Source organism: Vibrio sp. R10-SG3-ISO3 (assembly GCF_059834225.1).
The window spans coordinates 17872-43392 of record NZ_JCBDHE010000011.1; the positions used below are offsets into that span (position 1 = coordinate 17872).

The 25521-nt window shown below is 49.6% G+C and carries 26 protein-coding genes; 20 read left to right on the plus strand and 6 right to left on the minus strand.

Features of this window, described 5'->3' with window-relative positions:
* Positions 1–53 precede the first annotated feature (53 nt).
* Complete coding sequence (uspA, locus tag AC6R1A_RS01925; RefSeq protein WP_334555429.1) at positions 54–479, minus strand: universal stress protein UspA; 426 nt, start codon at positions 477–479, stop codon at positions 54–56.
* Between the two features lie 157 nt (positions 480–636).
* On the opposite strand from uspA, the gene ftnA reads away from it, so the two are divergent.
* From ftnA to AC6R1A_RS01940, 3 genes are all read left to right on the plus strand, one after another.
* Positions 637–1164 carry a non-heme ferritin gene (gene ftnA / locus AC6R1A_RS01930; RefSeq protein ID WP_334555430.1) on the plus strand — a complete coding sequence of 176 codons (528 nt, stop codon included), beginning with the start codon at positions 637–639 and terminating at the stop codon, positions 1162–1164.
* 70 nt (positions 1165–1234) lie between these two features.
* A complete protein-coding gene (gene uspB / locus AC6R1A_RS01935; protein WP_334555431.1) occupies positions 1235–1558 on the plus strand; it encodes a universal stress protein UspB in 324 nt (107 codons plus the stop codon).
* A gap of 118 nt (positions 1559–1676) precedes the next feature.
* Positions 1677–2870 (plus strand): BaiN/RdsA family NAD(P)/FAD-dependent oxidoreductase, encoded by a 1194-nt coding sequence (locus tag AC6R1A_RS01940; RefSeq protein WP_500632525.1) that lies wholly within the window; start codon positions 1677–1679, stop codon positions 2868–2870.
* Here the strand turns inward: AC6R1A_RS01940 and AC6R1A_RS01945 are convergent.
* The gene (locus AC6R1A_RS01945; protein ID WP_500630165.1) at positions 2867–3769 is read right to left on the minus strand and encodes a DMT family transporter; all 903 of its coding nucleotides are present in this window, start codon (positions 3767–3769) and stop codon (positions 2867–2869) included. The genes AC6R1A_RS01940 and AC6R1A_RS01945 overlap by 4 nt on opposite strands.
* Positions 3770–3895: 126 nt before the next feature.
* Between AC6R1A_RS01945 and rmuC the strand changes: the two genes are divergently transcribed.
* The 7 genes from rmuC to tatC all read left to right on the plus strand — a co-directional run bounded on the left by rmuC (position 3896) and on the right by tatC (position 10053).
* Entirely contained in the window at positions 3896–5446 is a 1551-nt protein-coding gene (gene rmuC, locus AC6R1A_RS01950; RefSeq protein WP_500632512.1) for a DNA recombination protein RmuC, read from the plus strand.
* A 57-nt stretch (positions 5447–5503) separates the two neighbouring features.
* A complete protein-coding gene (gene ubiE / locus AC6R1A_RS01955; protein ID WP_334555434.1) occupies positions 5504–6295 on the plus strand; it encodes a bifunctional demethylmenaquinone methyltransferase/2-methoxy-6-polyprenyl-1,4-benzoquinol methylase UbiE in 792 nt (263 codons plus the stop codon).
* A gap of 11 nt (positions 6296–6306) precedes the next feature.
* Positions 6307–6912, plus strand: coding sequence for a ubiquinone biosynthesis accessory factor UbiJ (locus AC6R1A_RS01960; RefSeq protein ID WP_500632511.1), 606 nt, complete (start codon positions 6307–6309; stop codon positions 6910–6912).
* Entirely contained in the window at positions 6909–8543 is a 1635-nt protein-coding gene (gene ubiB, locus AC6R1A_RS01965; protein ID WP_500632510.1) for a ubiquinone biosynthesis regulatory protein kinase UbiB, read from the plus strand. The genes AC6R1A_RS01960 and ubiB overlap by 4 nt, the downstream gene beginning before the upstream one ends.
* 44 nt (positions 8544–8587) lie before the next feature.
* Complete coding sequence (tatA, locus tag AC6R1A_RS01970; RefSeq protein WP_334555437.1) at positions 8588–8827, plus strand: Sec-independent protein translocase subunit TatA; 240 nt, start codon at positions 8588–8590, stop codon at positions 8825–8827.
* A 3-nt stretch (positions 8828–8830) separates the two neighbouring features.
* Positions 8831–9244, plus strand: coding sequence for a Sec-independent protein translocase protein TatB (tatB, locus tag AC6R1A_RS01975; RefSeq protein WP_487902707.1), 414 nt, complete (start codon positions 8831–8833; stop codon positions 9242–9244).
* 68 nt (positions 9245–9312) lie between these two features.
* A complete protein-coding gene (gene tatC, locus AC6R1A_RS01980) occupies positions 9313–10053 on the plus strand; it encodes a twin-arginine translocase subunit TatC (protein WP_487902706.1) in 741 nt (246 codons plus the stop codon).
* 94 nt (positions 10054–10147) lie between these two features.
* On the opposite strand, the gene AC6R1A_RS01985 is transcribed toward tatC, so the two are convergent.
* The gene (locus AC6R1A_RS01985; RefSeq protein WP_500629600.1) at positions 10148–10909 is read right to left on the minus strand and encodes a TatD family hydrolase; all 762 of its coding nucleotides are present in this window, start codon (positions 10907–10909) and stop codon (positions 10148–10150) included.
* Between the two features lie 182 nt (positions 10910–11091).
* Here AC6R1A_RS01985 and hemB point away from each other — a divergent pair, with 182 nt between their 5' ends.
* The 4 genes from hemB to spfP all read left to right on the plus strand — a co-directional run bounded on the left by hemB (position 11092) and on the right by spfP (position 16285).
* Complete coding sequence (gene hemB, locus AC6R1A_RS01990) at positions 11092–12135, plus strand: porphobilinogen synthase (protein WP_334555441.1); 1044 nt, start codon at positions 11092–11094, stop codon at positions 12133–12135.
* A 72-nt stretch (positions 12136–12207) separates the two neighbouring features.
* Positions 12208–12642 carry a GNAT family N-acetyltransferase gene (locus tag AC6R1A_RS01995; RefSeq protein ID WP_334555442.1) on the plus strand — a complete coding sequence of 145 codons (435 nt, stop codon included), beginning with the start codon at positions 12208–12210 and terminating at the stop codon, positions 12640–12642.
* 609 nt (positions 12643–13251) lie between these two features.
* On the plus strand, positions 13252–16044 hold the full coding sequence (polA, locus tag AC6R1A_RS02000; protein WP_500632509.1) for a DNA polymerase I: 2793 nt from the start codon (positions 13252–13254) through the stop codon (positions 16042–16044).
* Between the two features lie 193 nt (positions 16045–16237).
* Positions 16238–16285 carry a small protein SpfP gene (spfP, locus tag AC6R1A_RS02005; RefSeq protein WP_438356636.1) on the plus strand — a complete coding sequence of 16 codons (48 nt, stop codon included), beginning with the start codon at positions 16238–16240 and terminating at the stop codon, positions 16283–16285.
* A gap of 554 nt (positions 16286–16839) precedes the next feature.
* Here spfP and yihA read toward each other — a convergent pair.
* A complete protein-coding gene (gene yihA, locus AC6R1A_RS02010; protein ID WP_500632508.1) occupies positions 16840–17535 on the minus strand; it encodes a ribosome biogenesis GTP-binding protein YihA/YsxC in 696 nt (231 codons plus the stop codon).
* 148 nt (positions 17536–17683) lie between these two features.
* On the opposite strand from yihA, the gene AC6R1A_RS02015 reads away from it, so the two are divergent.
* From AC6R1A_RS02015 to hemN, 5 genes are all read left to right on the plus strand, one after another.
* A complete protein-coding gene (locus AC6R1A_RS02015; protein ID WP_334555445.1) occupies positions 17684–18301 on the plus strand; it encodes a c-type cytochrome in 618 nt (205 codons plus the stop codon).
* A gap of 758 nt (positions 18302–19059) precedes the next feature.
* Complete coding sequence (locus AC6R1A_RS02020) at positions 19060–19698, plus strand: class I SAM-dependent methyltransferase (RefSeq protein ID WP_487902702.1); 639 nt, start codon at positions 19060–19062, stop codon at positions 19696–19698.
* Positions 19698–20267 (plus strand): Der GTPase-activating protein YihI, encoded by a 570-nt coding sequence (yihI, locus tag AC6R1A_RS02025; RefSeq protein ID WP_487902701.1) that lies wholly within the window; start codon positions 19698–19700, stop codon positions 20265–20267. The genes AC6R1A_RS02020 and yihI overlap by 1 nt, the downstream gene beginning before the upstream one ends.
* 8 nt (positions 20268–20275) lie before the next feature.
* Positions 20276–20767, plus strand: a complete 492-nt coding sequence (locus tag AC6R1A_RS02030; protein ID WP_487902700.1) for a DUF2489 domain-containing protein — start codon at positions 20276–20278, stop codon at positions 20765–20767.
* 186 nt (positions 20768–20953) lie between these two features.
* Positions 20954–22342, plus strand: a complete 1389-nt coding sequence (hemN, locus tag AC6R1A_RS02035; protein WP_500632507.1) for an oxygen-independent coproporphyrinogen III oxidase — start codon at positions 20954–20956, stop codon at positions 22340–22342.
* Between the two features lie 131 nt (positions 22343–22473).
* Here the strand turns inward: hemN and ilvY are convergent, their stop codons facing one another.
* The gene (ilvY, locus tag AC6R1A_RS02040; protein WP_334555450.1) at positions 22474–23364 is read right to left on the minus strand and encodes an HTH-type transcriptional activator IlvY; all 891 of its coding nucleotides are present in this window, start codon (positions 23362–23364) and stop codon (positions 22474–22476) included.
* 143 nt (positions 23365–23507) lie between these two features.
* Between ilvY and ilvC the strand changes: the two genes are divergently transcribed.
* Entirely contained in the window at positions 23508–24992 is a 1485-nt protein-coding gene (gene ilvC / locus AC6R1A_RS02045; protein WP_334555451.1) for a ketol-acid reductoisomerase, read from the plus strand.
* Positions 24993–25174: 182 nt separating this feature from the next.
* Here the strand turns inward: ilvC and ubiK are convergent, their stop codons facing one another.
* Positions 25175–25426 carry a ubiquinone biosynthesis accessory factor UbiK gene (ubiK, locus tag AC6R1A_RS02050; RefSeq protein WP_334555452.1) on the minus strand — a complete coding sequence of 84 codons (252 nt, stop codon included), beginning with the start codon at positions 25424–25426 and terminating at the stop codon, positions 25175–25177.
* Positions 25427–25521: the final 95 nt, after the last annotated feature.

The window sequence follows — 25521 nt, forward strand, 5'->3', positions numbered from 1 at the left end:
AAGACTCATTATCAAAAACTATCTAATTATTTTATCTCAATTCATCCCTTGAATCAGTCTTTTAGTGGTACAACCAACATGTCGACCGGTGAGCAATTGATCAACTGACGGGTCGAGGAGAGCAGTTTGCTCCAAAAGTCTTGATGGTGGCCACACACCACAAGATCGACGTTGAACTCTTGAATGGTATCGCAAAGCTCATTACCTAAGTCGCCACTGCCAACTAGGGTATGTTTAATGGGGAAGTTGGCGTGGTCCGCAAGGTTTTGCAATTGCTTTTGCGATGCCTCAATAGCTTGATGTTGCGTCTCCGCCAGGTTGATGTCGATGAGGCCGGTATACAACTCGGCGTAGTTGACATCAATGTGGATGAATGAGACCGCCGCGTCGAGCGGCTTGGCCAAGGAGACCGCTTTGTCTACCAGCAGTTTGCTGTCTTCAGACAGGTCGATGGCCACTAGAATGTGTTGATAGCTCATACCGAATCCTCTTATTTCGCTCGCCTAAAGTTAGATTAGCACCTCGCTGCTCAATTTTTTGCCAAGGTGATCTCATATCCACATTCACCATACAAAGTGTTATGGTGGCTAGCATGATATAGTCAGTTTAAGTTCATAGACTTAGTAGGAGTGCGAAATGCTGTCACAAGCGATGGTCGAGCAATTGAATGAGCAAATTAATCTCGAATTCTTTTCATCCAATCTATACTTACAAATGAGTGCTTGGTGTGAGGACAAAGGCTTTGAAGGCGCGGCCGAATTTTTACGCAAACACGCCGTTGAAGAGATGGAGCACATGCAGCGTTTATTCACGTATGTGAGTGAGACGGGGGCAATGCCGATTCTAGGTGCCATTGATGCACCAAAACATGAATTTGAGAGCCTAGGTGAAGTCTTTCGCGAGACCTATGAACATGAGCAAATGATTACGCAAAAAATCAACAAATTGGCTCACGTTGCGTTTACTTCTCAAGATTACTCAACATTCAACTTCTTGCAGTGGTACGTTGCAGAGCAGCACGAAGAAGAGAAGTTGTTTAAAGGGATTTTAGACAAGCTAGAACTGGTTGGTGAAGATGGTAAGGCGTTGTTCTTCATCGATAAAGACCTAGCTGCTTTAGCAAAAGAAGGTTCATCTTCTATTATGGATACCGCCGCTGAATAATTGTCAGCGAAAGATGCTCTGATGGGATCGTCTTTTCTTCGGTAACCTATGAAGATGTAGGGAGGAAAAGATGATCAATGCAGACACCATTCTATTCACGTTGATGCTTGTAACGGCGGTGAACATGGCCCGTTACCTCACTGCACTGCGTTCTCTGATATACATCATGCGCGAGGCGCATCCTCTTTTGTACCAGCAAGTCGACGGCAACGGTTTCTTTACCACGCACGGCAATATGGCCAAGCAGGTACGCCTGTTCCATTACATCAAAAGCAAAGAGTATCACCATCATCACGATGAAGTGTTCACGGGCAAATGTGATCGCGTCAGAGAGCTGTTCATACTCACCACCTCATTGCTCGCGGTGACCTTACTGGCAGCGTTTATTCTTTGATGATCGGCGCCTTTAAATTGGCAAGGTAGGCAATAGCCGTTAAAATAGCCACCTATTGCGAAGGATGTGCTCAGTGCACATCCTTTTTTATTGAATCATGACAGAGTTAGTAACCACCATGGCAGAGAAGTTTGATGTAGTAGTGATTGGCGCCGGTGCGGCGGGCCTGATGTGTGCCGCCCAAGCAGGAGAGCGGGGCCGTCGCGTGTTAGTGCTGGATCATGCTAAGAAACCGGGCCGAAAAATCCTCATCGCCGGGGGCGGCCGCTGCAACTTTACCAACTACGATGTGTCTGCCAAACACTACCTGTCACGCAACCCGCATTTTGTTAAATCGGCCTTGGCACAGTACACCAACTGGGACTTTATCTCGATGATCTACAAATACGGCATCGAGTTTGAAGAGCGCGATCATGGTCAGCTGTTTTGTGTCGGTGACTATGACTCCAAAGACATCGTTAAAATGCTTCTCGCCGAGTGCGATAAACCGAGTATCCAATTTCGCTACCAGCAAGCCGTTGACAACATCGAGCAGCAAGCCAATGGCTTTTCTCTGACGACCAATGGCCATGCGATTGAGTGCGAATCCCTCGTCATCGCCACCGGCGGCCTGTCGATGCCCAAGCTTGGCGCAACCCCCTTTGGTTACAAAGTGGCAGAGCAGTTCGGCCTTGAGGTCCTTCCAACCAGTGCGGCCTTGGTGCCGTTTACGCTGCATAAAGAAGACAAAGACGATTTTTCTGAGCTGTCAGGGATTGCGATTCCGGTTGAAATCACCGCTAAAAACAACACCAAATTCAAAGAGGCGCTGCTGTTTACCCACCGTGGTCTGTCTGGCCCGTCGGTATTGCAAATCTCCTCCTACTGGACCCCGGGCGAAGCGGTTGAAGTGAACCTGGTGCCCGATGTCGATGTGCAAGCTTTGCTAACGCGCTCATTGGAAAAACACCCTAATCAAACCTTGAAAAACACCTTAGCGAAAGTGCTCCCCAAGCGACTGGTTGAAGTGCTGATCGAGCGCAAAACCCTTGAAGACAAACCGCTAAAGCAATTTAGCAGCAAGGCTCTGGAAGACGTGGCTAACACGTTAGAGCATTGGAGCATTGCCCCCAATGGGACAGAAGGTTACCGCACCGCCGAGGTCACCCTAGGCGGCGTCAATACCGATCACTTATCGTCGAAAACCATGGAGTGCAAAGCGATCACAGGCCTCTACTTTATCGGCGAAGTCGTCGACGTCACCGGCTGGCTAGGGGGCTACAATTTCCAGTGGTGCTGGAGCTCCGGTTATGTAGCGGGGCAGTGGGTTTAATCTCGCGCCCATTGCGCTTTCTTTTTCCACTTCACCTGTTGAATGACGAGCCCGGCAATAATCAACACAAGGCCGATGAGAGTGCTGGGGTGAATGGCTTCGCCGATGATGGTCGCCAGTAAGATCAAAGAGATAAACGGCGAGGCGAAGATAAGGTTACTGATTCTCGCGGTATTGTGAGTGGATTTTAAGGCGCTGAGCCACAAGACGAAGGTGACGCCCATTTCAAACAGTCCGACATAGCTGACCGCCAGCCAACCTTGAGGAGAAATGGCGGCAAAGCTAGCTCCTTCCCACCACGTCAGCCCTAGAGCGAAAGGGATCGCGACGAGAAAACCGAGCAACACGCCGACCACAGGGTCGGCTTTGTTTTTGGTGTTTAAGATCCAATACCCTGCCCACAGCAGCGTTGAGAGCAACGCCAGCCCAACCCCTAGCGGGCTATCAAAATCGAGCGCCAATACGTTGCCTTTGGTGGCGATAACAATGACGCCGAGGTAGCTCAAACAGCACGCGACCCAATCTTGCTTACGGATGGCTTGACCTAAAAATACCGCCGCCATTAGGGTGAGGGTGATTGCCCAGCTGTAGTTAATCGCCTGCGCTTGTGAGGCAGGCAGGAGATCGTAGGCTTTAAACAAAATGATGTAATACGCCAGCGGGTTGATGATCCCCAGTAATAGGTAATAGCCCGGATTGGCGGTCAAGGTGGTCACCAGCGTATTGAGCTTGCCTTGCACGGCGCAGATGAGGGTTAAGGCGAGGGCAGAGACGATACTGGCGACCGTCAGCATCTGGATTGGAGTAAACTCAGCTAAGGTTAATTTAAACGCGGTGGCTACTGTCGACCAGAGCAAAACAGCAGACAAACCAAAGCCCAGCGCGCGGCGCTCATTCATAGTAAGCCTAAAAAACGGTGAAGTGATGCGCTAGTCTAACGGTAGGCCAATTGCCCTACAAACTGGACATTTATCCAGTAGTGAAATACCATCAAATGACTTGAATTTGATGAATGTACGCCGCTCATGCAATGGATTTTTGATAACGCTTCTCTTCTTATCACCGCGGCTGGCAGCGCCGTCACCAGTGGCGTCGTCGTCGGTTGGTGGGTCACCCAGAAAATGCGCTTGCAACAGCAATTGCTTAGTGCCAAGCTTGATACTCAGCAACAACTCTCACACAGTGAAATCACCCAGTTAAAAAACGCCTTAGCGGAGGCCGAGCAAGAGCTGGAAGCGTTGGATGCAGCGCGGGACAAAGCGGCATTTGAGCTCAAGCAGTCTCACGGCAAGTTGATGGCGGTGCTAGAGAAGCTGCGTTACTTTGACAGCGTTAAGCAAGAGCGTCAGCAATACCTCGACGAACTTGGTCTGATGCGTGATGAAAAGGCGCAGCTCGAAGCGACCTTGAGAGAGCAAGAAGCTCGTCATGAGCAGATCACCCAAGCTAATCAAGAGAAACTCGCCCTGCTCGAGAAAGCCGAAGAGCGGCTAAAACAGCAGTTTGAACACCTCGCCAGTCAGCTGTTTGATGAGAAAACGGCGCGCGTTGATCAGCAAAATAAACAGAGTTTGGATGCCTTACTGTCGCCGCTCAAAGAGCAGTTGGAAGGGTTTCGCAAGCAAGTCAATGACAGCTTTACTGTGGAAGCCAAAGAGCGCCACACCTTAGTGCATGAGCTGAAGAACTTGCAGCGCCTTAACGAGCAGATGGCCAAAGAGGCGCTCAACCTGACCCAAGCTCTCAAAGGTGATAACAAGCAGCAAGGCAACTGGGGAGAGGTGGTTCTGGCGAGAGTATTGGCTGAGTCTGGCCTAAGGGAAGGGCATGAGTACCACACCCAAGTGAATCTGCAAAACGAAGCGGGTAAGCGTTATCAGCCAGATGTGGTTGTGCATCTGCCCAATGATAAGCAGGTGGTGATTGACGCCAAAATGGCGCTGGTCGCCTATGAGCGCTACTTTAATGCCGAGACCGATCAGCAGCGTGACAAGGCCTTAGGTGAGCACTTACTCGCTATTCGCAGCCATATCAAAGGGCTTTCACACAAGGATTATCATCAACTCAAAGGCATTCAGAGCTTGGATTATGTGTTGATGTTTATCCCCGTCGAGCCTGCCTTCCAAGTAGCGATTTCCTCCGACCCTAGCTTGGTCAAAGATGCGATGGAGCACAATATCATTCTCGTCAGTCCGACCACTTTGCTGGTGGCACTGCGCACCATCGATAACTTGTGGCGCAACGAAAGACAGAGCCAAAACGCGAAAATCATCGCGCAGCGAGCCAGTAAGCTCTACGACAAATTGCGCCTATTCGTTGATGATATGGAGAGCCTCGGCGGCGCCTTAGATAAGGCCAATCAAAACTACCAAGGCGCCATGAATAAACTGGTGACTGGGCGCGGCAACGTGATTCGACAAGCGGAGAGCTTTAAGCAATTAGGGGTGGAGGTCAAACGACCAATCTCGATGAATTTGGTGGAACTGGCGGAGCAAGAAACGCTGCCAGAATCACAGCTTAGCGGTGAAAATGACCACTTACTAGAAAGACATCCGGCTGAGGATAAAGTAAACTAATCGCCCGCAGTGCTTTGGCCGTATTGAATAGAGAGCACTGCTAAAAGAGGAATCATAATGACGGATATTAGTGTGCAATCGACGACAGCTCTAGAATCTCAGCAAGACGCAGAAACGACCCACTTCGGTTTTACCACGGTAGCGAAAGAGGAAAAAGTCACCAAGGTAGCGGAAGTGTTTCACTCAGTGGCCGCCAAATACGACATTATGAATGACCTTATGTCGGGAGGCATTCACCGCTTGTGGAAGCGCTTTACCATCGATTGCAGCGGTGCCCGTCCTGGACAACGCATCCTCGACTTAGGAGGTGGCACTGGCGATTTGACAGCGAAGTTCTCTCGTATTGTTGGTGACAAAGGCCACGTCGTACTCGCTGACATCAACAACTCGATGCTCAATGTCGGGCGTGACAAACTGCGCGATATCGGCATTGTGGGCAATGTGCACTATGTTCAAGCGAACGCTGAAGAACTGCCGTTTCCCGATGACTACTTTGACGCAATTACGATCAGCTTCTGTCTGCGTAACGTAACCGATAAAGACAAAGCGCTGCGTTCGATGTACCGCGTACTGAAACCTGGCGGTCGCCTGTTGGTGCTGGAGTTTTCCAAACCTGTCTTTGACCCACTCTCTAAAGTCTACGATGCGTATTCGTTCCACTTGCTGCCGAAAATGGGTGAGCTGGTGGCCAATGATGCAGAAAGCTACCGCTACTTGGCGGAATCCATTCGCATGCACCCTGACCAAGAGACGTTAAAAGGGATGATGGACGACGCGGGCTTTGAAAATACGCGTTACTACAACTTAACGGGCGGCATTGTCGCCTTGCACCGCGGCTACAAGTTCTAAAGGAGCCGAGCATGCCTTTTGAGCCTCTGATGACGGCGGTCATCGAAACGTCACTGAATACTCTCATTCAAGATGATCCTGATCTGGTGCGCCGACTGGCGCGACTGAAAGGTCAGGTCATTCAAGTGCATCTCAAAGAGTTCGATAAGCGCTTAACCTTCGTTTTCAGTCAACAAGTCGATGTGTTAGCCCACTACGAAGGCACACCCGATTGCACCTTATCTCTCAATGTGTCGGTATTGCCTGAGCTGAAAGATCAATCCAATATCACCAAACTCATCAAGCAGGATAAGTTGGATCTGGATGGCGACATCCAACTGGCGCAGAGCTTTTCGCAATTGATCACCCAATGCAAACCCGATATTGAAGAGTGGATCTCACGTGTCACCGGCGATGTTGTGGCGCACACCTTAGTGCAAGGCGTGACGCAGATTGGCCAGTTCGCCCGCACTCAGCTTCGTCACCAGCAAGATTACCTTGCGCAAGTGGTCACCGAAGAGTGGCGTTTGGCGCCGCCGCCGTTAGAAGTGGCGCATTTCTGCGACCAAGTGGATGAGATCAAGAGCCAAGCGGCGCGTGTGGAAGCGAAATTGAATCAACTACTGGAGCGAGTATGACGTTAGCGGAGCTAAAACGCCTCTACCGCATCATCAAGGTGCAGCTCGAATATGGATTGGATGAGCTGGCGCCCAATCATCAACTCGCCAAAGCGCCGTTATTGGCACGAAAGGGTCTGTTTTGGATTCGTAATCAGCATCCGGACAAAACCTTAGGCGAGCGACTGCGTCTCGCACTGCAAGAACTTGGACCGGTGTGGATCAAGTTTGGACAGATGATGTCTACTCGGCGCGATCTGTTTCCTCCTCATATCGCCGATCCGCTTGCCCTATTGCAAGATCAAGTGTCCCCCTTTGACGGCCATCTGGCTAAGCAGACCATCGAACAGGCATTGGGCGGTCCAATTGAAACCTGGTTTGACGAGTTTAATATTGAGCCGCTGGCGTCCGCATCGATTGCACAGGTGCACACGGCGAAGCTCAAGTCGACGCAACAAGAAGTGGTGTTAAAAGTCATTCGGCCCGATATTCGACCGGTGATCGATGCCGATCTTAAACTCATGTACCGTATGGCGCGCATTGTCGCCAAGATGCTGCCAGAGGCAAGACGCCTCAAACCCGTCGAGGTGGTGCGCGAGTACGAGAAAACCCTGCTCGATGAGCTAGATTTGCGCCGAGAAGCGGCGAATGCCATCCAGCTGAGACGTAACTTCGACAACAGTGAATCGCTGTACGTGCCTGAAGTCTTTACTGATTTCAGTAATAAAACTGTCATGGTTTCTGAGCGAATATATGGCATCCAAGTGTCGGACATCGAGGGCTTGGTCGCCAATGGCACCAACATGAAGCTGTTGGCCGAGCGTGGAGTCAGCGTGTTTTTCACTCAGGTCTTCCGAGACAGTTTTTTCCATGCGGACATGCATCCGGGTAACGTCTTTGTTGAACGTGAGCACCCAGAGAATCCGCGTTGGATCGGGTTAGATTGTGGCATCGTTGGCACACTCAATAGCGAAGACAAACGCTATCTTGCGGAAAACTTTCTGGCGTTTTTCAATCGAGATTATCGCCGCGTTGCCGAATTGCATGTCGAGTCGGGATGGGTTCCACGTGAAACCAATATTGATGAGTTTGAATTTGCCATTCGCATCGTGTGTGAGCCGATTTTCGCCAAACCTCTGTGTGAGATCTCGTTTGGTCATGTGTTGTTGAACCTATTTAACACCGCAAGACGCTTCCATATGGAAGTGCAACCTCAGCTGGTGTTGTTGCAAAAGACGCTGCTGTATGTGGAAGGACTGGGTCGTCAACTCTACCCTCAGTTGGATCTGTGGGAGACGGCCAAGCCGTTCCTTGAAGAGTGGATGATGAACCAAGTCGGGCCAAAAGCGGTGATCAATGCGGTGAAAGATCGCGCGCCGTTTTGGGCGGAAAAGCTGCCAGAGTTGCCAGAGCTTCTCTACGACAGCCTGCGCCAAGGCAAGATGATGAATCAGCGTATCGATCAACTCTATCAAGGGTATCGTCAGTCGAAGCGTCAGCAAGCGACAGGGAAATTTTTGTTTGGTGTTGGCGCAACATTAGTCGTATGCTCGGCAATATTGGTCAACACTCCGTATGAGCAACTGTCTATGGTCAGCGCCTTAGGTGGCGTCACATTTTGGTTGCTTAGTTGGCGAGCTTACCGTCGTTAGGCGGTAAACTTAAGAATTCAACAGTTAGACCCGAGGTAAAAAGAATGGGTGGTATTAGTATTTGGCAACTGCTTATCATTGCGGTGATTGTGGTACTTCTATTTGGTACGAAGAAACTGCGTGGCATTGGTGGCGATTTAGGTAGTGCGGTAAAAGGCTTTAAGAAAGCGATGAACGACGAAGAGCCTGCAAAGAAAGACGCCGACTTTGAGCCAAAAAACATCGAGCAACAGCAGAAAACAGACGCCACTGCTGACACTAAAAAAGACAAAGAGCAGGCATAACTCGTGTTTGATATCGGTTTCTGGGAACTGGTATTGATCTCTGTGGTGGGGCTGGTAGTTCTCGGCCCTGAGCGATTGCCGCATGCGATTCGCAGTGTCACTCGTTTTGTCGGTGCGGCCAAGAACATGGCAAACAGCGTCAAAGACGAATTGTCCCATGAGCTTAAGGTGCAAGAGCTGCAAGAGAATTTGCGTAAAGCTGAGCAGATGGGCATGGAAGATCTCTCGCCAGAGTTGAAATCCTCCGTTGACCAGTTAAAGCAAGCCGCGCAAGACGTGCAGCGCCCTTATGCCAAGAAAAGCGACGAGCCTGCCAAGACTGAGCCCTCTGAAGAGGCAGCGTCAAAAGCGCCTTCCGCCGACGCCACAGAGTCTTTGCATGTTGCCCCGGCTACAACAGATAAAAAGCCTGAGTAGTTCACCACTCTGATTATTGAGGGGCAGCCAATCGCTGCTCCTTTTGATTCCCAATAGTTGAGGTCTTCATGTCTTCTGTTGAGCAGACACAACCTTTGATTAGCCACCTTCTCGAACTGAGAAACCGCTTGCTGCGCGCACTCGTGGCGGTATTGGTGGTGTTTGTTGGTTTGATTTACTTTGCCAACGACATTTACGAATTTGTCTCAGCGCCCTTGGTGGAGCGCCTGCCTGAAGGGGCGACGATGATCGCCACCGATGTGGCGTCGCCGTTTTTTACTCCGCTCAAACTCACCCTGATTGCGTCCATCTTTATTGCGGTGCCTTTCATCTTGTACCAAGTGTGGGCGTTTGTGGCGCCGGGTCTTTACAAGCATGAACGTCGATTGATCATGCCGCTGATGTTCTCCAGCTCACTGCTGTTTTACTGTGGTGTGGCGTTCGCCTATTTTGTCGTGTTCCCGCTAGTGTTTGGCTTCTTTACTGCGATTTCACTCGGTGGCGTTGAGTTTGCGACGGATATTTCCAGCTATCTGGATTTCGTGTTAGCTCTCTTCCTAGCTTTTGGTATCGCCTTTGAAGTGCCAGTGGCGATCATCTTGCTGTGTTGGACTGGCGCAACCAATCCTAAAAGCCTCAGCGAGAAGCGCCCGTATATTGTGGTCGGCGCGTTTGTGGTGGGAATGATGCTGACACCGCCAGACATGATTTCTCAGACCTTACTTGCCATACCCATGTGTTTGTTGTTTGAAGTCGGCCTGTTTTTCGCCCGTTTTTATGTGCGAAAAGAGGACGAACAGAGCGAGTAGTCGCTGATATAAAAAAGGCTTGCCGATGGGCAAGCCTTTTTTATCGAGTCCAATATCTTGGCACTAAAGAGTCGAGGGGAACACGCGTTGCTGGCTATAGCCTAAACAAGGCCTTGGCATTGTCGGTAGTAATCGCGTCTACTTCCTCGACCGAGATATCGCGAAGGCTGGCAACACGCTGCGCAACCAAATGGGTGTAGGCAGGCTCATTACGCTTACCGCGATGAGGCACAGGTGCGAGGTAAGGGCAGTCGGTTTCCAGAATCACTTTACTCATATCCAAATGTGGGATGACGCTATCCATCCCACCATTTTTAAAGGTGGAGACGCCACCAAGGCCAAGGTGAAAACCCAACTCATTAATTGCCTTGGCTTCCTCGAGACTACCGCCAAAACAGTGAAAAACCCCGCTGAGGGACCCGTCTTGCTCTTTTTCAAGCAGAGTGAGGGTCTCTTCAATGGAGTCACGGGTGTGGATCACCACCGGTAGATCCATTGCTTTGGCCCATTGCAGCTGCGTGACAAACGCGTGTTCTTGTTCGGCGCGATAGGTTTTGTCCCAATAGAGATCGATGCCAATTTCGCCCACGGCAATGAACGCATGTTGACTAAACCAGGCATGAATTTGCGCAAGGGTTTGCTCAACATTGCCATCGACGTAGCAAGGGTGGAGCCCCATCATCGAGCGGCATACATCGGGAAACTGACGCTCCGTGGCCAACATAGGGCCAATAGAATCAAGGTCGATGTTAGGTAATAAGATGCGGTCTATGCCTTGTTCCAATGCGCGGGCCACCACGGCGTCGCGATCGCCATCAAACTCACTGGCGTAGATATGGGCATGGGTGTCGATCATGGGATGTGTCTCTGGATAAAACGTCAATGGAGCCAGTATACCTGTCTGAGTAGAAGATGCAGCAAATGGCGCCAATCTGCCTAGGTCGTATTTTGCGTGATTTTTTCGCCTTGTTGGCTGGTGCAAGAGAGCGGGAGTGATATGATGCGACACAAGCACTTTCACCACACAAGGAGAATCGAGTGTCAGTTTCTATTCAAGGTCAGTTTCCTGGCCGTCGCATGCGTCGTATGCGTAAGCATGATTTCAGTCGTCGCCTTATGGCAGAAAATCAACTCTCAGTGAATGATCTGATTTATCCCATGTTTATTCTGATGGGCAAAGATCGCCGAGAAACTGTCGATTCGATGCCGGGTATTGAGCGTCTTTCCATTGATTTAATGTTAGAAGAGGCGCAATACCTCGCGCAGCTTGGTGTCCCCGCCATTGCGCTGTTCCCTGTGGTGAACCAAGATGCCAAAAGCTTGTGCGCGGCAGAAGCGTACAACCCAGAGGGCTTAGTTCAGCGTGCCGTTCGTTCGCTCAAAGAGCATGTGCCAGAGATGGGGGTGATCACCGATGTGGCGCTCGACCCGTTCACCACCCACGGTCAAGATGGCATCATCGATGACGAAGGTTACGTACTCAATGATGAAACCACTAAGGTATTGGTCAAGCAGGCACTATCGCACGCCGAAGCAGGGGCGGATGTGGTCGCGCCTTCTGACATGATGGATGGCCGCATTGGCGCGATTCGTGAAGCGCTAGAGCAAGCGGGTCACATCAATACCCAAATCATGGCCTATTCGGCGAAATACGCCTCTTGTTACTACGGCCCGTTCCGCGATGCGGTTGGCTCGGCGAGTAACCTTAAAGGCGGCAACAAAAAGAACTACCAAATGGATCCGGCCAACAGTGATGAAGCCATTCATGAAGTGGCGATGGACATCAACGAAGGCGCCGATATGGTGATGGTGAAGCCGGGCATGCCGTATCTGGATGTGGTTCGCCGTGTGAAATCTGAGCTGCAAGTACCGACGTTTGCTTATCAAGTTTCCGGTGAATACGCGATGCACAAAGCCGCGTTTGCCAATGGCTGGCTTAAAGAGCGCGACACTGTGATGGAATCCCTACTGTGCTTTAAACGGGCGGGGGCCGATGGCATTTTGACCTACTTTGCTAAAGATGTGGCGCAATGGTTGGCGCAGGAGCAAGCGCAAGCGGCGACGTTTTTAAAGCAAGAGTAAGCGAAGCGACAATACTGAGGTCGGCGTATGCCGGCCTTTTTCTTTTTAACCTAACCCAGAGAAGAGATCGCAATGAGTGTGCAGTATCGAGAAGGCACGTTAGAAGAGTGTGTCGAGGTGGTCAACCAAATCAATGAATTTGCTCAAAAGGAAACGGTTGAGAGCTTGGCGGCGAGGTTGAAAGGGCGCCGTTACTTGATTCAAGTGGCGCAAGAAGGGGAGCAGTTGCTCGGTTTCAAAATTGGCTACGAGCTCGATGCTGAGACATTCTACAGCTGGTTTGGCGGCGTATCGCCGTTAGCGCGCAATAAAGGCGTGGCGCAAACGCTGCTCGACGTACAAGAGGCGTGGGTGGCGAAGCAGGGCTATCTGCGCTTGAAAGTGAAATCTCGCAACCAATTTCCAGCCATGCTGAGATTGCTATTGCGCAATGGCTATCTGATCGAACACTTTGAAGAAAAAGCACCTTTAATCGAGTCGCGCATTCATTTTGTAAAGACGATGTGAGTGGTCATAAAAATTAAATGAGATTTTTTCTCATTTAACTATTGACGGGATAAATGAGAATGGTTATTGTTTATCTCGTCTTAGGGAATGAGAGAAGTTCACAAGGACGTGGTAGAACCGGATTCGATATGGAAAAGGTGATGCCAGACTCTAACGAACTTGCACACGTTTCTTTTGACACGACATTGCTCACATTGCTTCCAGTGTAATTTATAGCTTTACGGCAAAGTGTGATTCGCATGAACATGCTTTGACCTTTTCTGCTAGGCGACATCCTCACGATGTCGCTTTTTTTATGCCTGCTATTTGAGGTGAATAAAAGGACACCAGGTGTCTTTTCCACAGTTGAAGATCTCAAAAAGATCGATCCTTGCATGATCGATCTTGGTTGTTTTTGTTGTATTACAATGGTTTAAGGTGTTACTTAGCATCATTTTGTCAAATTTCACATCGCAGTGGAAAATAGTATAAACAGACTTATCCACAGCGTGAGCAAGACAAGAGGCGATCACCAACACGCTGTGTGATCGCGATTCCTCGACAGAACATGGATTCACTGCTTGAGTCATGGCATCCTAAGCAGAAATTTGGACAGGCAGATAACAAACTATGGCTCGTATCCCAGACAACCCTTTGATCTTAATTGATGGCTCTTCTTACCTTTATCGCGCATTTCATGCTTACCCAGGCACGATGAGCAACGGGGAGATCCCAACCAACGCCGTTTATGGTGTGGTGAACATGCTGCGCAGTATGATGCGTCAATTTGCCAGTGATCGTATCGCGGTGGTCTTTGATGCGAAAGGCAAAACGTTTCGCGATGATCTGTACGCCGAGTACAAGGCCAATCGTCCGCCTATGCCGGATGATCTGCGTTGCCAAATCGAGCCTTTGCACAATGTGATTCGTGCTATGGGGCTTCCTTTAATTTGTGTGCCGGGCGTGGAAGCCGATGACGTGATCGGTACGCTGGCGCATCAAGCGTCTCAAGCGGGTATGCCGGTGTTGATCAGCACCGGTGATAAAGACATGGCTCAGCTGGTGGATGACAACGTGACCCTCATCAACACCATGACTAACGTGGTGATGGACAGAGAAGGGGTGGTGGAGAAGTTCGGAATTGGCCCTGAGCTGATTATCGACTACCTCGCACTGATGGGCGATAAAGTCGATAACATTCCTGGTGTCCCTGGCGTGGGTGACAAAACCGCGACAGCTTTGCTACAAGGCATTGGTGGTTTAGACAAGCTGTACCAACAATTGGATGACATTGCCGCGCTCGGTTTCCGTGGCTCGAAAACCATGGCGAAAAAGCTGCTGGATAACAAAGACAATGCCTACCTTTCCTACGAGCTGGCGACGATTAAGCTCGACGTTGAGCTCGAAGAGAGTTTAGACGCGTTGGTGAAGTCTGTGCCGAATAAGGATGAACTGGTCAAACTCTATGGAGAGCTGGCGTTTAAATCTTGGCTCAATGAGCTGCTCGAAGGCGGCACGGGCGTAGTGGAAGCGAACGAAAAATCCGGGCAACGTGAAGTCAGCTCGTCAGCCAAAGCGCCGGAGCTCAATGTCGCCGCAGCGAGCATCGATCGCAGTCAGTATGAAACTATTTTGGATGAAGCGCAGTTCGCTAAGTGGCTAGACGCTCTACGCGAAGCCAAGGTGTTTGCGTTCGATACGGAAACCGACAGCCTCGATTACATGGTGGCGAATTTAGTAGGTGTCTCTTTTGCGACCGAAGAAGGTGTCGCGGCGTATGTGCCTGTCGCGCATGACTATCTTGATGCGCCGGCTCAGCTTGACCGAGATTGGGTACTCGCACAGCTCAAGCCTTTACTCGAAGATGAATCGCAAGCCAAAGTTGGCCAGAACTTAAAATACGATGCGAGTGTGCTGGCACGTTATGGCATCGACATGAAAGGCATCAAACATGACACCATGTTGGCGTCTTATGTCTACAACAGTGTCGGCGGTAAGCATGACATGGACAGCCTCGCGCTGCGCTTTTTGCAACACAGCTGCATCTCGTTTGAGCAGATCGCGGGTAAAGGCAAAAAGCAGCTGACGTTTAACCAAATTGAATTGGACCAAGCGGCGCCTTATGCCGCAGAAGATGCGGATGTCACCTTGCGTCTGCACCATCGCTTGATGGAAAACATCGAGCAAGACGACAAGCTAAAGTCGGTCTATGAAACCATAGAGATGCCGCTCGTGCCTGTCCTATCGCGGATTGAGCGCACCGGTGTCTTGATTGATGACATGAAGCTGGCTGCGCAATCTCAAGAGATCGCAAAGCGTCTTGATGAGCTTGAACAAAAAGCCTACGAGGTGGCAGAGCAAGAGTTCAATATGAACTCACCTAAACAGCTGCAAGCGATTCTGTTTGAGAAAATGGGACTACCTGTAGTGAAGAAGACACCATCGGGTACACCATCGACCAACGAAGAGGTGCTGCAAGAGCTTGCGCTGGATTATCCACTGCCGAAGCTAATCTTAGAGTATCGCGGTATGGCGAAGCTTAAATCGACCTACACCGATAAGCTGCCTAAGATGATCAATCCTGAAACGGGCCGAGTACACACCTCGTACCATCAAGCTGTCACGGCGACAGGGCGTTTGTCCTCAACCGATCCGAACTTACAAAACATCCCGATTCGTAACGAAGAGGGACGCCGTATTCGCCAAGCGTTCGTCGCGCCGCACGGGTACAAAATCATGGCGGTCGACTACTCGCAAATTGAACTGCGCATTATGGCGCACTTGTCAGGCGATAAAGCGTTACTTGATGCCTTCCAACAAGGTAAAGACATCCACGCTGCGACCGCCGCTGAAATTATTGGCGTCGATATCGAGCAAGTGACCAGTGAGCAGCGTCGCCGAGCGAAAGCCGTCAACTTTGGCCTGATCTATGGGATGAGTGCCTTTGGTTTGGCCAAGCAGCTAGGGATTCCTCGTGGTGAAGCGCAGCAATACATGGATACCTATTTCGAGCGCTACCCAGGCGTTATGCAGTATATGGAAGACACGCGCAGCACAGCGGCTGAGCTAGGTTATGTAGAAACCTTGTTTGGTCGACGCTTGCACCTTCCTGAGATCACATCACGCAACGGTATGCGCCGAAAAGCAGCAGAGCGTGCCGCGATCAATGCACCAATGCAGGGCACGGCCGCCGACATCATCAAGAAAGCGATGCTGGTTGTCGATGAGTGGATCCAAAACGAAGGCCAAGGCCGAGTGAAATTATTGATGCAAGTGCATGATGAACTGGTGTTTGAGGTCGAAGAGTCATCGTTAGCCGAAATTGAAAGTAAAGTACAAGAATTGATGGAATCGGCTGCACAATTAGATGTCCCTCTGATCGCCGAAGTAGGGCATGGAGACAACTGGGATCAGGCACACTAAGCATAATTTGCACTAAATTGGTGAAATAAGTTGAGTCAGCGCACAAACGCTGACTTTTTTTTGCCTCTAAATAAGATCCGGCATAGCTATATCAAATGTTGCTTAATAAAACTTTAATGAAAAAAAATTACAAAAAAGGTTTCACTTTCTGACCAATTGTTGTACATTAAGAGGCGTAGGGTACAGAGGTAAGATGTTCTATCTTTCAGACCTTTTGTTTCACGTTATTGGATTAGGCTGATTCAGCCGCCCCAGTCAGTTTTTGACTGGGGCGTTTTTTATTGTGCGAAAGAAAAATCCCAATAATTCAACATCCTGCCTAAAAACACGCCTTTATTCTCTATTCCATTCACTTGGCTTATCGCCTGTCAGCTGATTTCATTCGTTTTGTTTTCTTTTCATCAGATGTAGGAAAACACCAATCACACTTTGGTTATTTTGACTCAGAAATCATGTGTGTAGGTGTGCATATTTTTCGTTATATATATTTATAAGTGATTGTAATTAATGGGATAATTGGTTTTTTGTTTGCGCTGTGACTTCAGCAGTAGGGCGATTGCATTTTAGCGGGCTTGGCTTATGCTAGGCGCATAATAATTATTACCAGTTATTTCTCTCCCGTTTCCCCGCCAGGATGGTGGGGATTTTTGTTTTTGGCGTTAACGTTTTTATTGTTTCGCTGGCTAACTCACCGCACCTCACGTTCAGCGCTTCTATTGAGACAGAAAAAAGGCCCTATCGATGGATAGAGCCTATTCATTGGATATGTGATTGGATATGAGTGGGATGAACGCTTTAGGCGTTTGGATCTGACGGTTGCTCGTCGGCTGACTCGTCAGCGGAGGTTGCTTCCTCTTCTGCGAGCACCTCAAGCGCACTCTCGGCAAAGGCTGGGGCAAACCACTCATCGAGTTTATTGCGCAGCACATCGACGCCCAGTCCTTTCAATGAGGAGAAGGCGGCGACGCTGACATCACCACCAAAGCCAAGGGCGGCTTCGCGGATCTTCAATACGGCCGCTTTACGCGCGCCACTTTTCAGTTTATCCGCTTTGGTCAACAAAACTTGTACTGGAATGCCGCAATCGACCGCCCAGTAGATCAGCTGCTGGTCGAGATCTTTCATCGGATGACGAATATCCATCAGTACCACTAACCCTTTCAAGCATTGACGCTTTTGCAGGTATTCACCAAGGGATTTCTGCCACTTTTTCTTCATCTCAAGTGGGACTTGGGCAAAGCCATAGCCCGGCAAGTCGACAATGTGACAACCGTCTGCAACCTTAAATAGGTTAATTAGCTGAGTACGGCCAGGTGTTTTACTCGTCTTCGCCAAGCTCTTTTGGTTGGTCAGTCGATTGAGCGAGCTGGACTTGCCCGCATTGGAACGTCCTGCGAACGCAACTTCGATGCCTTCATCTTCTGGCATATGACGAATATCAGGTGCACTGGTGATGAAATGCGTGTTTTGATAATGAATTTTTACGCTCACTGTTAACTCCATCTCGACTTTGTGTAGTCGATTGATTACTTTTTTGTGAAATTGTGTAAAATAACCGTGCTCGGCATAAGGTCGCCTATTGTACCATGAGTGGCAACGCAGAGTGGTACTGGAAGCTTGATAATTATAATGGAATGTCATGAAGAAATTAGCGCTAATCTTGAGTCTTTTAGCCAGCTGCTCTGTGTGGGCCCAAGGCAGCATCGAAGCTGGTAAAGCAAAATCTCAAACGTGTGTTGCCTGCCATGGTGCTGATGGCAACAGTCAACTCGCCATGTACCCGAAATTGGCAGGTCAGCATGCTAAATATATCGAAAAGCAGCTAAAAGACCTGAAACTGGGTATGACCAGCAATGGCCAGCAAGGCCGTATGGACCCTGTGATGAGTGGCATGGCGATGCCATTGTCAGAGCAGGACATGCAAGATCTTGCGGCGTACTACGCTTCTCTGCCTATTTCGCACAACACCACACCTGAAAATGTGGTGGAGAAAGGCAAAACCCTTTACACCGCTGGCGATGCAGAGCGCGGTTTGACGGCGTGTATCGCATGTCACGGCCCGCGTGGTAACGGTACTGAACTGTCTGGATTCCCTAAGATCTCCGGTCAGCACGCCGATTACATTAAATCCCAATTACTAAAATTCCGTGACGGCACACGCGCCAATGACATGAATGCCATGATGCGTGATATTGCGAAAAAGTTAACGGATGATGATATCGAAACCCTATCCAAATACGTAGGCGGTCTGCACTGATCACCTCAGCCTGTTCGAGCATCGCAGTAGAGAAACAGCCCAAGCCGATCGGTTTGGGCTGTTTCGTTTGAGCTCGATCACACCCCGTTTTTCTGCTCGATACGCCATCTCGCTATCGATGTTGTGAGACATTGGCTATATCGAATGACGTAATTCAGACGGACAATTCGCTAACCTAATGAAAAATAAAGAGTGGAAAACAAGAGCGAAAAAAAAGTGCAATAAAAGTCTGAGCCGGATTGTCTGAGCGAATCATTGGGGTAGAGTGAACACATCGGCAGGGCGCTGAATCAGGATGACAGACCAAGATGGTCTCCACGGATGCGAGTAACGGAAACTCGGCAGTTGATATGGAAAGGGTAGGCAGGATGCCTGCTGGATATGGATGATCGACTTGTCTGATGGTTTAGACAGCGAAAGGGATCAGGCTCAGGATGAGCTCAGTGACGGGACGTCGCCAACGGAAAGCCAAAATTCACTCGGACAGTGAAAAACAACACCTTTTGCAGGGAAAGCACCAAAAACAAAAGGACATTTGATGCATTGATATCGATGCAACACAGTTTCGCCGTCAGGCATTTAGAAAGCGATAGGGCTCCTATCGCTTTTTTTATCTCTTCTACATCGCGACATATTCGCCATTTCTTTTCTTTCACTCATAGAGAATATTTTCATCAATTGATGGGAATTTGTACAATAGCCCTCCACTCTAGGTCGAGTTTCTGGTATGTTTCGCATCCCTGTTTGAGGATGTCATTATGGAACCTTGTCCCCTTTGTCACAGTGTGGATACCCACGCGTATGTTTCTGATAAACGTCGTGACTATTTACAGTGCGCGCAGTGCCAGTTGGTGTTTGTACCGGCTTTGCAAAGGTTGGATGCGGCGACAGAAAAAGCCCACTATGATCAACATGAGAACTCGCCCAGCGATGTCGGTTACCGGCGCTTTTTATCGCGCGTGGCTGACCCCATGTTACACAGAGTGGCGCCCCATTCTCACGGGTTAGATTTTGGTTGTGGCCCTGGCCCGACATTGTCATTGATGATGGAGGAGCAGGGACACACGATGAGTGTGTATGATCTTTACTATTATCCTGATGTGACGGTATTAGAGAGACAATACGACTTCATCACCTCCACCGAAGTGATCGAGCATTTGTATCAGCCCGACATCGTGTGGAAGCAATGGTTAAATTTGGTTAAGCCTGGTGGCTGGATAGGGTTGATGACGAAGATGGTCATCGATGTCGACGCGTTTGCAAACTGGCACTACAAGAATGATCCCACCCACGTGATCTTCTTTAGTCGTGCGACGTTTGCCTACTTGGCAGAGCGGGATCAGCTCGAGCTAGAATTTATTGGAAATGATGTAATTTTACTGAGGAAACCCCAGTAATGAGCCGTAGTAAAAAAGCCCGATCAGGTGGCAATGGTGACCTGATTGTCGTTCGTAATCGTACAGAGTCTGATGTTGAAGGACGTCTACGTAAGAAAGACAAAAAACGCAAAGGTCTAAAGACCGGTAACCGTAACTCAGAAGCCAAGCAAGCGAAGCAGCACACTTCGGGCGGCGCGCGTGACCCACGTTTGGGCAGCAAAAAGAAGATTCCGCTGATTGTGGATGCGCCGAAAAAGCAGACCAAAGCGCAGCGCCGTCTCAATGCGGAGCAAGAGCTGGAGATGCTGGAAAACGACGCGCAGTTGAACGTGTTGCTTGACCGTCTCGACAACGGTGAGAGTTTAGGCGCCGGTCTACAGAAATACGTCGATGAGAAGCTAGAGCGTATCGAAGTGCTGATGAAGCAACTTGGTCTCTACCAAGAAGACGACGAGATGGACGACGACGCAGAGCAAGAGAGTGAACCTGTTGTGCCTGCGAGTAAAAAGTCGAGCAAGAAATTGGCCACCGATGATGAACTTCTCTCGCAGTTCGAAGACTTGGATTTAAACCAATTTAAAGGATAACACGCCCAATGAATGTCACCTTGTTAGCCATCGCTGGTGGCGCTGTCATTCTCGGCCTCGCTTCTTACGCAGGGTACCTGTTGCTGCAACTGAAAAAGCAAAAGGCTTTGCAACTGCACCATCAAAAGCTGGCGATCGACAAGCGCAACGCCAATATCTTTGAGAGTGTCAGCACCTTGTGTTTAGCCGGCATCCAGGGCCAATGCGATTTATCAGAAATCAGCATTCGCCTCTACAACATTATGGATTACGTCCAAGGGGAATCGCGCGTCGACTTTGACAGTGAGTACCCAGCGACCTCTGAGCTTTACCATATTGTCAAAGAGATGGCTCGTGGTGACGAGCGTCAAGCCTTACCGAAAAAAGAACGCATGAAGCAAAATTTAGAGCGACACAAAGCAGAATCCCGTCTTGAAGACGCGATTGTGGCTGAGTTAACTCGTTTGCAAAAGCACGTTCAACCTTTGAATAACCAGATCAATATTCAGACGATCGGCTAATTCGCACCTCGATCACCCCAAAGTGGCAGTGATCGAGGTATCAAAACTGAGCATTGCTGCTCAAAATTCCTCGTGCCGCTCTACGGGTTGCCAACTTGTATGGCAAAATAGCGGGCCATAATAAGACGTCTCTTTTTTGCTAGAGCCAAGCTCAGTCATGGCCTATAGCCCAAACGGAATATCATCATGTCGCAGCCAGTTGTCGCCAGTCAGCAAATCGTGTGGGACCAAGCGGTTCTTGATAAGTACAACTATTCGGGTCCTCGCTACACCTCATACCCCACCGCGCTGGAGTTTCATGAGGCCTTTACCATCTCGGATTACGATATGGCGTGTACTGAGTACCCTCAGCGTCCTCTCTCGCTTTATATCCACATCCCGTTTTGTCATAAGCTTTGCTACTACTGCGGCTGCAACAAGGTCATTACCCGCCACTCGCACAAGGCCGATGAGTACTTGGATGTGCTGGAGCTTGAGATCCGCACTCGTGCGTCGTTACTCCATGAACGCAAAGTCACCCAACTGCACTTTGGTGGCGGAACGCCAACCTTCTTAAGCAAGGAGCAAGTGAGCCGTTTGATGGCGATTTTGCGCGCCGAATTCTATTTCGACACTGACGCGGAAATCAGTATTGAGGTTGATCCACGCGAAATTGAGCTCGACATGCTGGATCACCTACGCAGCGAAGGCTTCAACCGCTTGAGTATCGGCGTGCAAGACTTCAACAAAGAGGTGCAACAGCTCGTCAATCGAGAGCAAGATGAAGAGTTCATCGTCGCCATGGTTGAGCGTGCCAAGCAATTGGGTTTTCGCTCGACCAACCTAGATTTGATTTATGGCTTGCCTAAGCAAACCCAAGCCTCGTTTGCTAAGACTCTTGAGCAAGTGTTGAAGATGCAGCCGGGGCGTTTGTCCGTCTTTAACTACGCCCACATGCCGAGCCTCTTTGCCGCGCAGCGTAAAATCAAAGATGACGATCTGCCTGCTGCCCAAGAGAAGATGGCGATTTTGCAAGACACCATCGCCACTTTGACTGGCGCCGGCTATCAGTTCATTGGTATGGATCACTTTGCGCTGCCAGATGATGAGCTTGCGGTGGCGCAGCGCCGCGGTGAGCTGCATCGCAACTTCCAAGGCTACACCACTCAAGGTGATTGTGACTTAGTCGGTTTTGGCGTGTCAGCCATTTCTATGATTGGTGACGCTTACGCGCAAAATCAGAAAGAGTTGAAAAAGTACTACGCACAAGTCAGTGGCCAGCGCCATGCCTTATGGAAAGGTGTGGTCCTTGATAGTGATGACTTACTTCGACGTGAAGTGATTAAGCAACTGATCTGTAATTTCTCTCTCGATATCCGCGCTATTGAGCAAGGCTTTAACGTCACGTTTGATGAGTACTTCAAGCAAGATTTGCAATTGCTGCAAACCTTCATCGATGATGGCTTGGTGGAGAAAGACGCCACCTCGATTCAGGTGACCCTGCGTGGTCGATTGCTGATCCGCAACATATGCATGTGTTTTGACAAATACTTAAGAGCCAAAGCGCGTCAGCAGCAATTCTCACGGGTGATTTAAATGCTTCGACGGCAACGAGAGATAGTCAGGGGATGCCCAGTTCGCCCTTGATAAGAAAGACTATCAGTAGAGAGATAAGCGCGGCGTTATGTCGCGCTTTTGTTTATCTTGGAGCAGGGTAGGTATGGTCATTAGGGCGCAATATAGGTTGCTTGTGCCACCTCCCACAGTGCCTTAACTAGCGGGTTATCCAACTGCGATCGTTTGCAGCACACACCGAGTTTAAACGGTTCAATCGACGCCACTTTTAAGCGCTGAATCTTCTCTTTGACTGGGCTGTTGTTGATCACTACATCCGGCGCAATCCCCACGCCACAGCCTAACGCCACCATACTGACGATCGCTTCATGCCCCGACACTTGCGCGTAGATATTGGGCTTAATCTTCATCGCTTTAAACCAGGCATTCGCCCGATCTCTTGCCGTGCCAGACTCAGGGACAATAAAGGGGATGTTGGCCCAATCCGGTTTGTCTTGGCCAAGCGAGTGGGCAAAGTGACTCACGCCGGTGGGAGCGATCACTGATAGAGGGATTTCGCTGATGGTTTCAAACTCGACTCGCGCTGGCAGTTGTTCGGGGAAGGCAGAAATCGCCACGTCCACGTCATCATTGATGATCTTGTCAATCGCTTGTGCAGGATCGCCAGTGGAGAGCTTGAATTCAATAAACGGATGTTGGAGACGAAATTCAGACAAGAGATCAGGCAGGTGACTGTAGCTTGCGGTCACAGAGCAAAAAAGACGGATCTCGCCGCGCAACTCCGCGTCCTGTCCTTTGAGCTGCGCACGGTACGTCTGCCACTCGCCTTGAATTGACAGCGCAACTGGCAGCAGTTTTTTTGCCGCAGGGGTGAGCTCTACACTGCGGTTGTCTCGCACGAACAGCGTTTGACCGGTATCCGCCTCCAGTTTTTGAATTTGTCGACTGAGCGCTGATGGGCTGATGTGCATCGCGCTGGCGGTTTTGGCAAAGCTTTGGCTGTCGCACAAATGGATAAACAGCTGGAGACTTTTGATATTCATAAAACCGTCATTTCCTTGTTGCATTAATTGCAATTACTAATTGTGAATATATCACTTTAGGCAATTAAATACCTGCTTTAGTATGGACTCATTCGGTGCCAAGCCACCGACCGATACGGAAAAATTCTATAAAGGAGCGCCACATGGCTAACTATTTCAATACTTTGAACTTACGTGAGCAACTAGACCAATTGGGTCGTTGTCGTTTTATGGACCGCAGCGAATTCGCATCAGAAGCGGATTACCTAAAAGGGAAAAAAGTGGTCATCGTGGGTTGTGGTGCTCAAGGTCTTAACCAAGGCTTGAACATGCGTGATTCTGGTCTGGATGTGGCTTACGCATTGCGTCAAGCAGCGATCGACGAGCAGCGTCAATCGTTCAAAAATGCAAAAGACAACGGCTTTGAAGTGGGCAGCTACGAAACACTGATCCCTCAAGCAGACTTAGTGATTAACCTAACACCAGACAAGCAGCACACCAACGTTGTAGAAACGGTTATGCCTTTGATGAAGCAAGGCGCGGCACTGGGTTACTCTCACGGCTTTAACGTGGTGGAAGAGGGCATGCAGATCCGTGAAGACCTGACGGTTGTCATGGTGGCGCCCAAGTGTCCAGGTACCGAAGTGCGTGAAGAGTACAAGCGTGGCTTTGGTGTTCCTACCCTGATTGCGGTTCACCCAGAAAACGACCCGAAAGGTGAAGGTTGGGACATCGCCAAAGCATGGGCGGCCGGTACAGGCGGTCACCGCGCAGGCTGTCTAGAGTCTTCATTTGTTGCTGAAGTAAAATCGGATCTGATGGGTGAGCAGACCATTCTATGTGGCATGCTGCAAGCGGGTTCTATTGTCTGCTACGAGAAAATGATCGCCGACGGTATCGATCCCGGTTACGCAGGTAAACTGCTGCAATACGGTTGGGAAACCATCACGGAAGCACTTAAGTTTGGTGGCATCACGCACATGATGGATCGCCTCTCTAACCCAGCTAAAATCAAAGCGTTTGAGCTTTCTGAAGAGCTAAAAGAGTTGATGCGTCCGCTGTACAACAAGCACATGGATGACATCATCTCTGGTCACTTCTCTAGCACCATGATGGCAGACTGGGCGAACGATGACGTTAACCTACTAGGCTGGCGTGCAGAGACCGGTGAAACGGCATTCGAAAATTACCCAGAAACTGACGTTGAGATCTCTGAGCAAGAGTACTTCGACAACGGTATTTTGATGGTGGCTATGGTGCGCGCTGGGGTAGAGTTGGCATTCGAAGCGATGACGGCTTCTGGCATTATCGACGAATCGGCGTACTACGAGTCGCTGCATGAGCTACCATTAATTGCGAACACCATTGCTCGTAAACGTCTGTACGAAATGAACGTTGTTATCTCTGATACGGCGGAATACGGCAACTACTTGTTTGCGAATGTAGCGACGCCGCTACTGCGCGAGAAGTTTATGCCAGCGGTGAACACCGATGTAATTGGTAAAGGCCTAGGTGAGACATCGAACCAAGTGGACAACGCGACGCTTATCGCAGTGAATGAAACCATTCGCAACCACCCGGTTGAGTACATCGGTGAAGAGCTGCGTGGTTACATGACAGACATGAAACGCATCGCGGTTGGCGGCTAATCACTGCAATTTTCACTGCGTCATCGGCTTAGGCGAGTTTGGCGCAGTCAATAAACTCCAGGCAGACTGGGGTGATAAATACAAAATAAAACACGACATCTAATAAAAAGGCTTGGTCAGTAGACCAAGCCTTTTGTTTTTCTTTCGTACGCGATTCCACTCGAGAGTGGGCACTGAGCCGATTACTTGTCGGCCAGTTTGGCTTCAAGCTCTGCGAGCTTTTGTTCCATTTCCGTTAGCTTTTGACGCGTGCGCAGTAGAACTTGCGTTTGAACATCAAACTCTTCACGGCTAACCACATCAAGCTTGTTGAGTTGGCCTTGAATTACTTGGCGTACTTTTTGGTCAACGTCCGCGCCGAGCTCTTTAACAGGGGCGGGCATAGAGTCATGAATTTGTTTGGCAATTTGTTCCAGTTTCTTTGGGTCAAACATGTGGCAACTACTCCTATTATTCTTGTCTGTATTCTACGTAATCGGACGGGGAAAGTCGTCAAGTGTTGCGTAAAAAGCGTGCGCGCGTGGGTGGA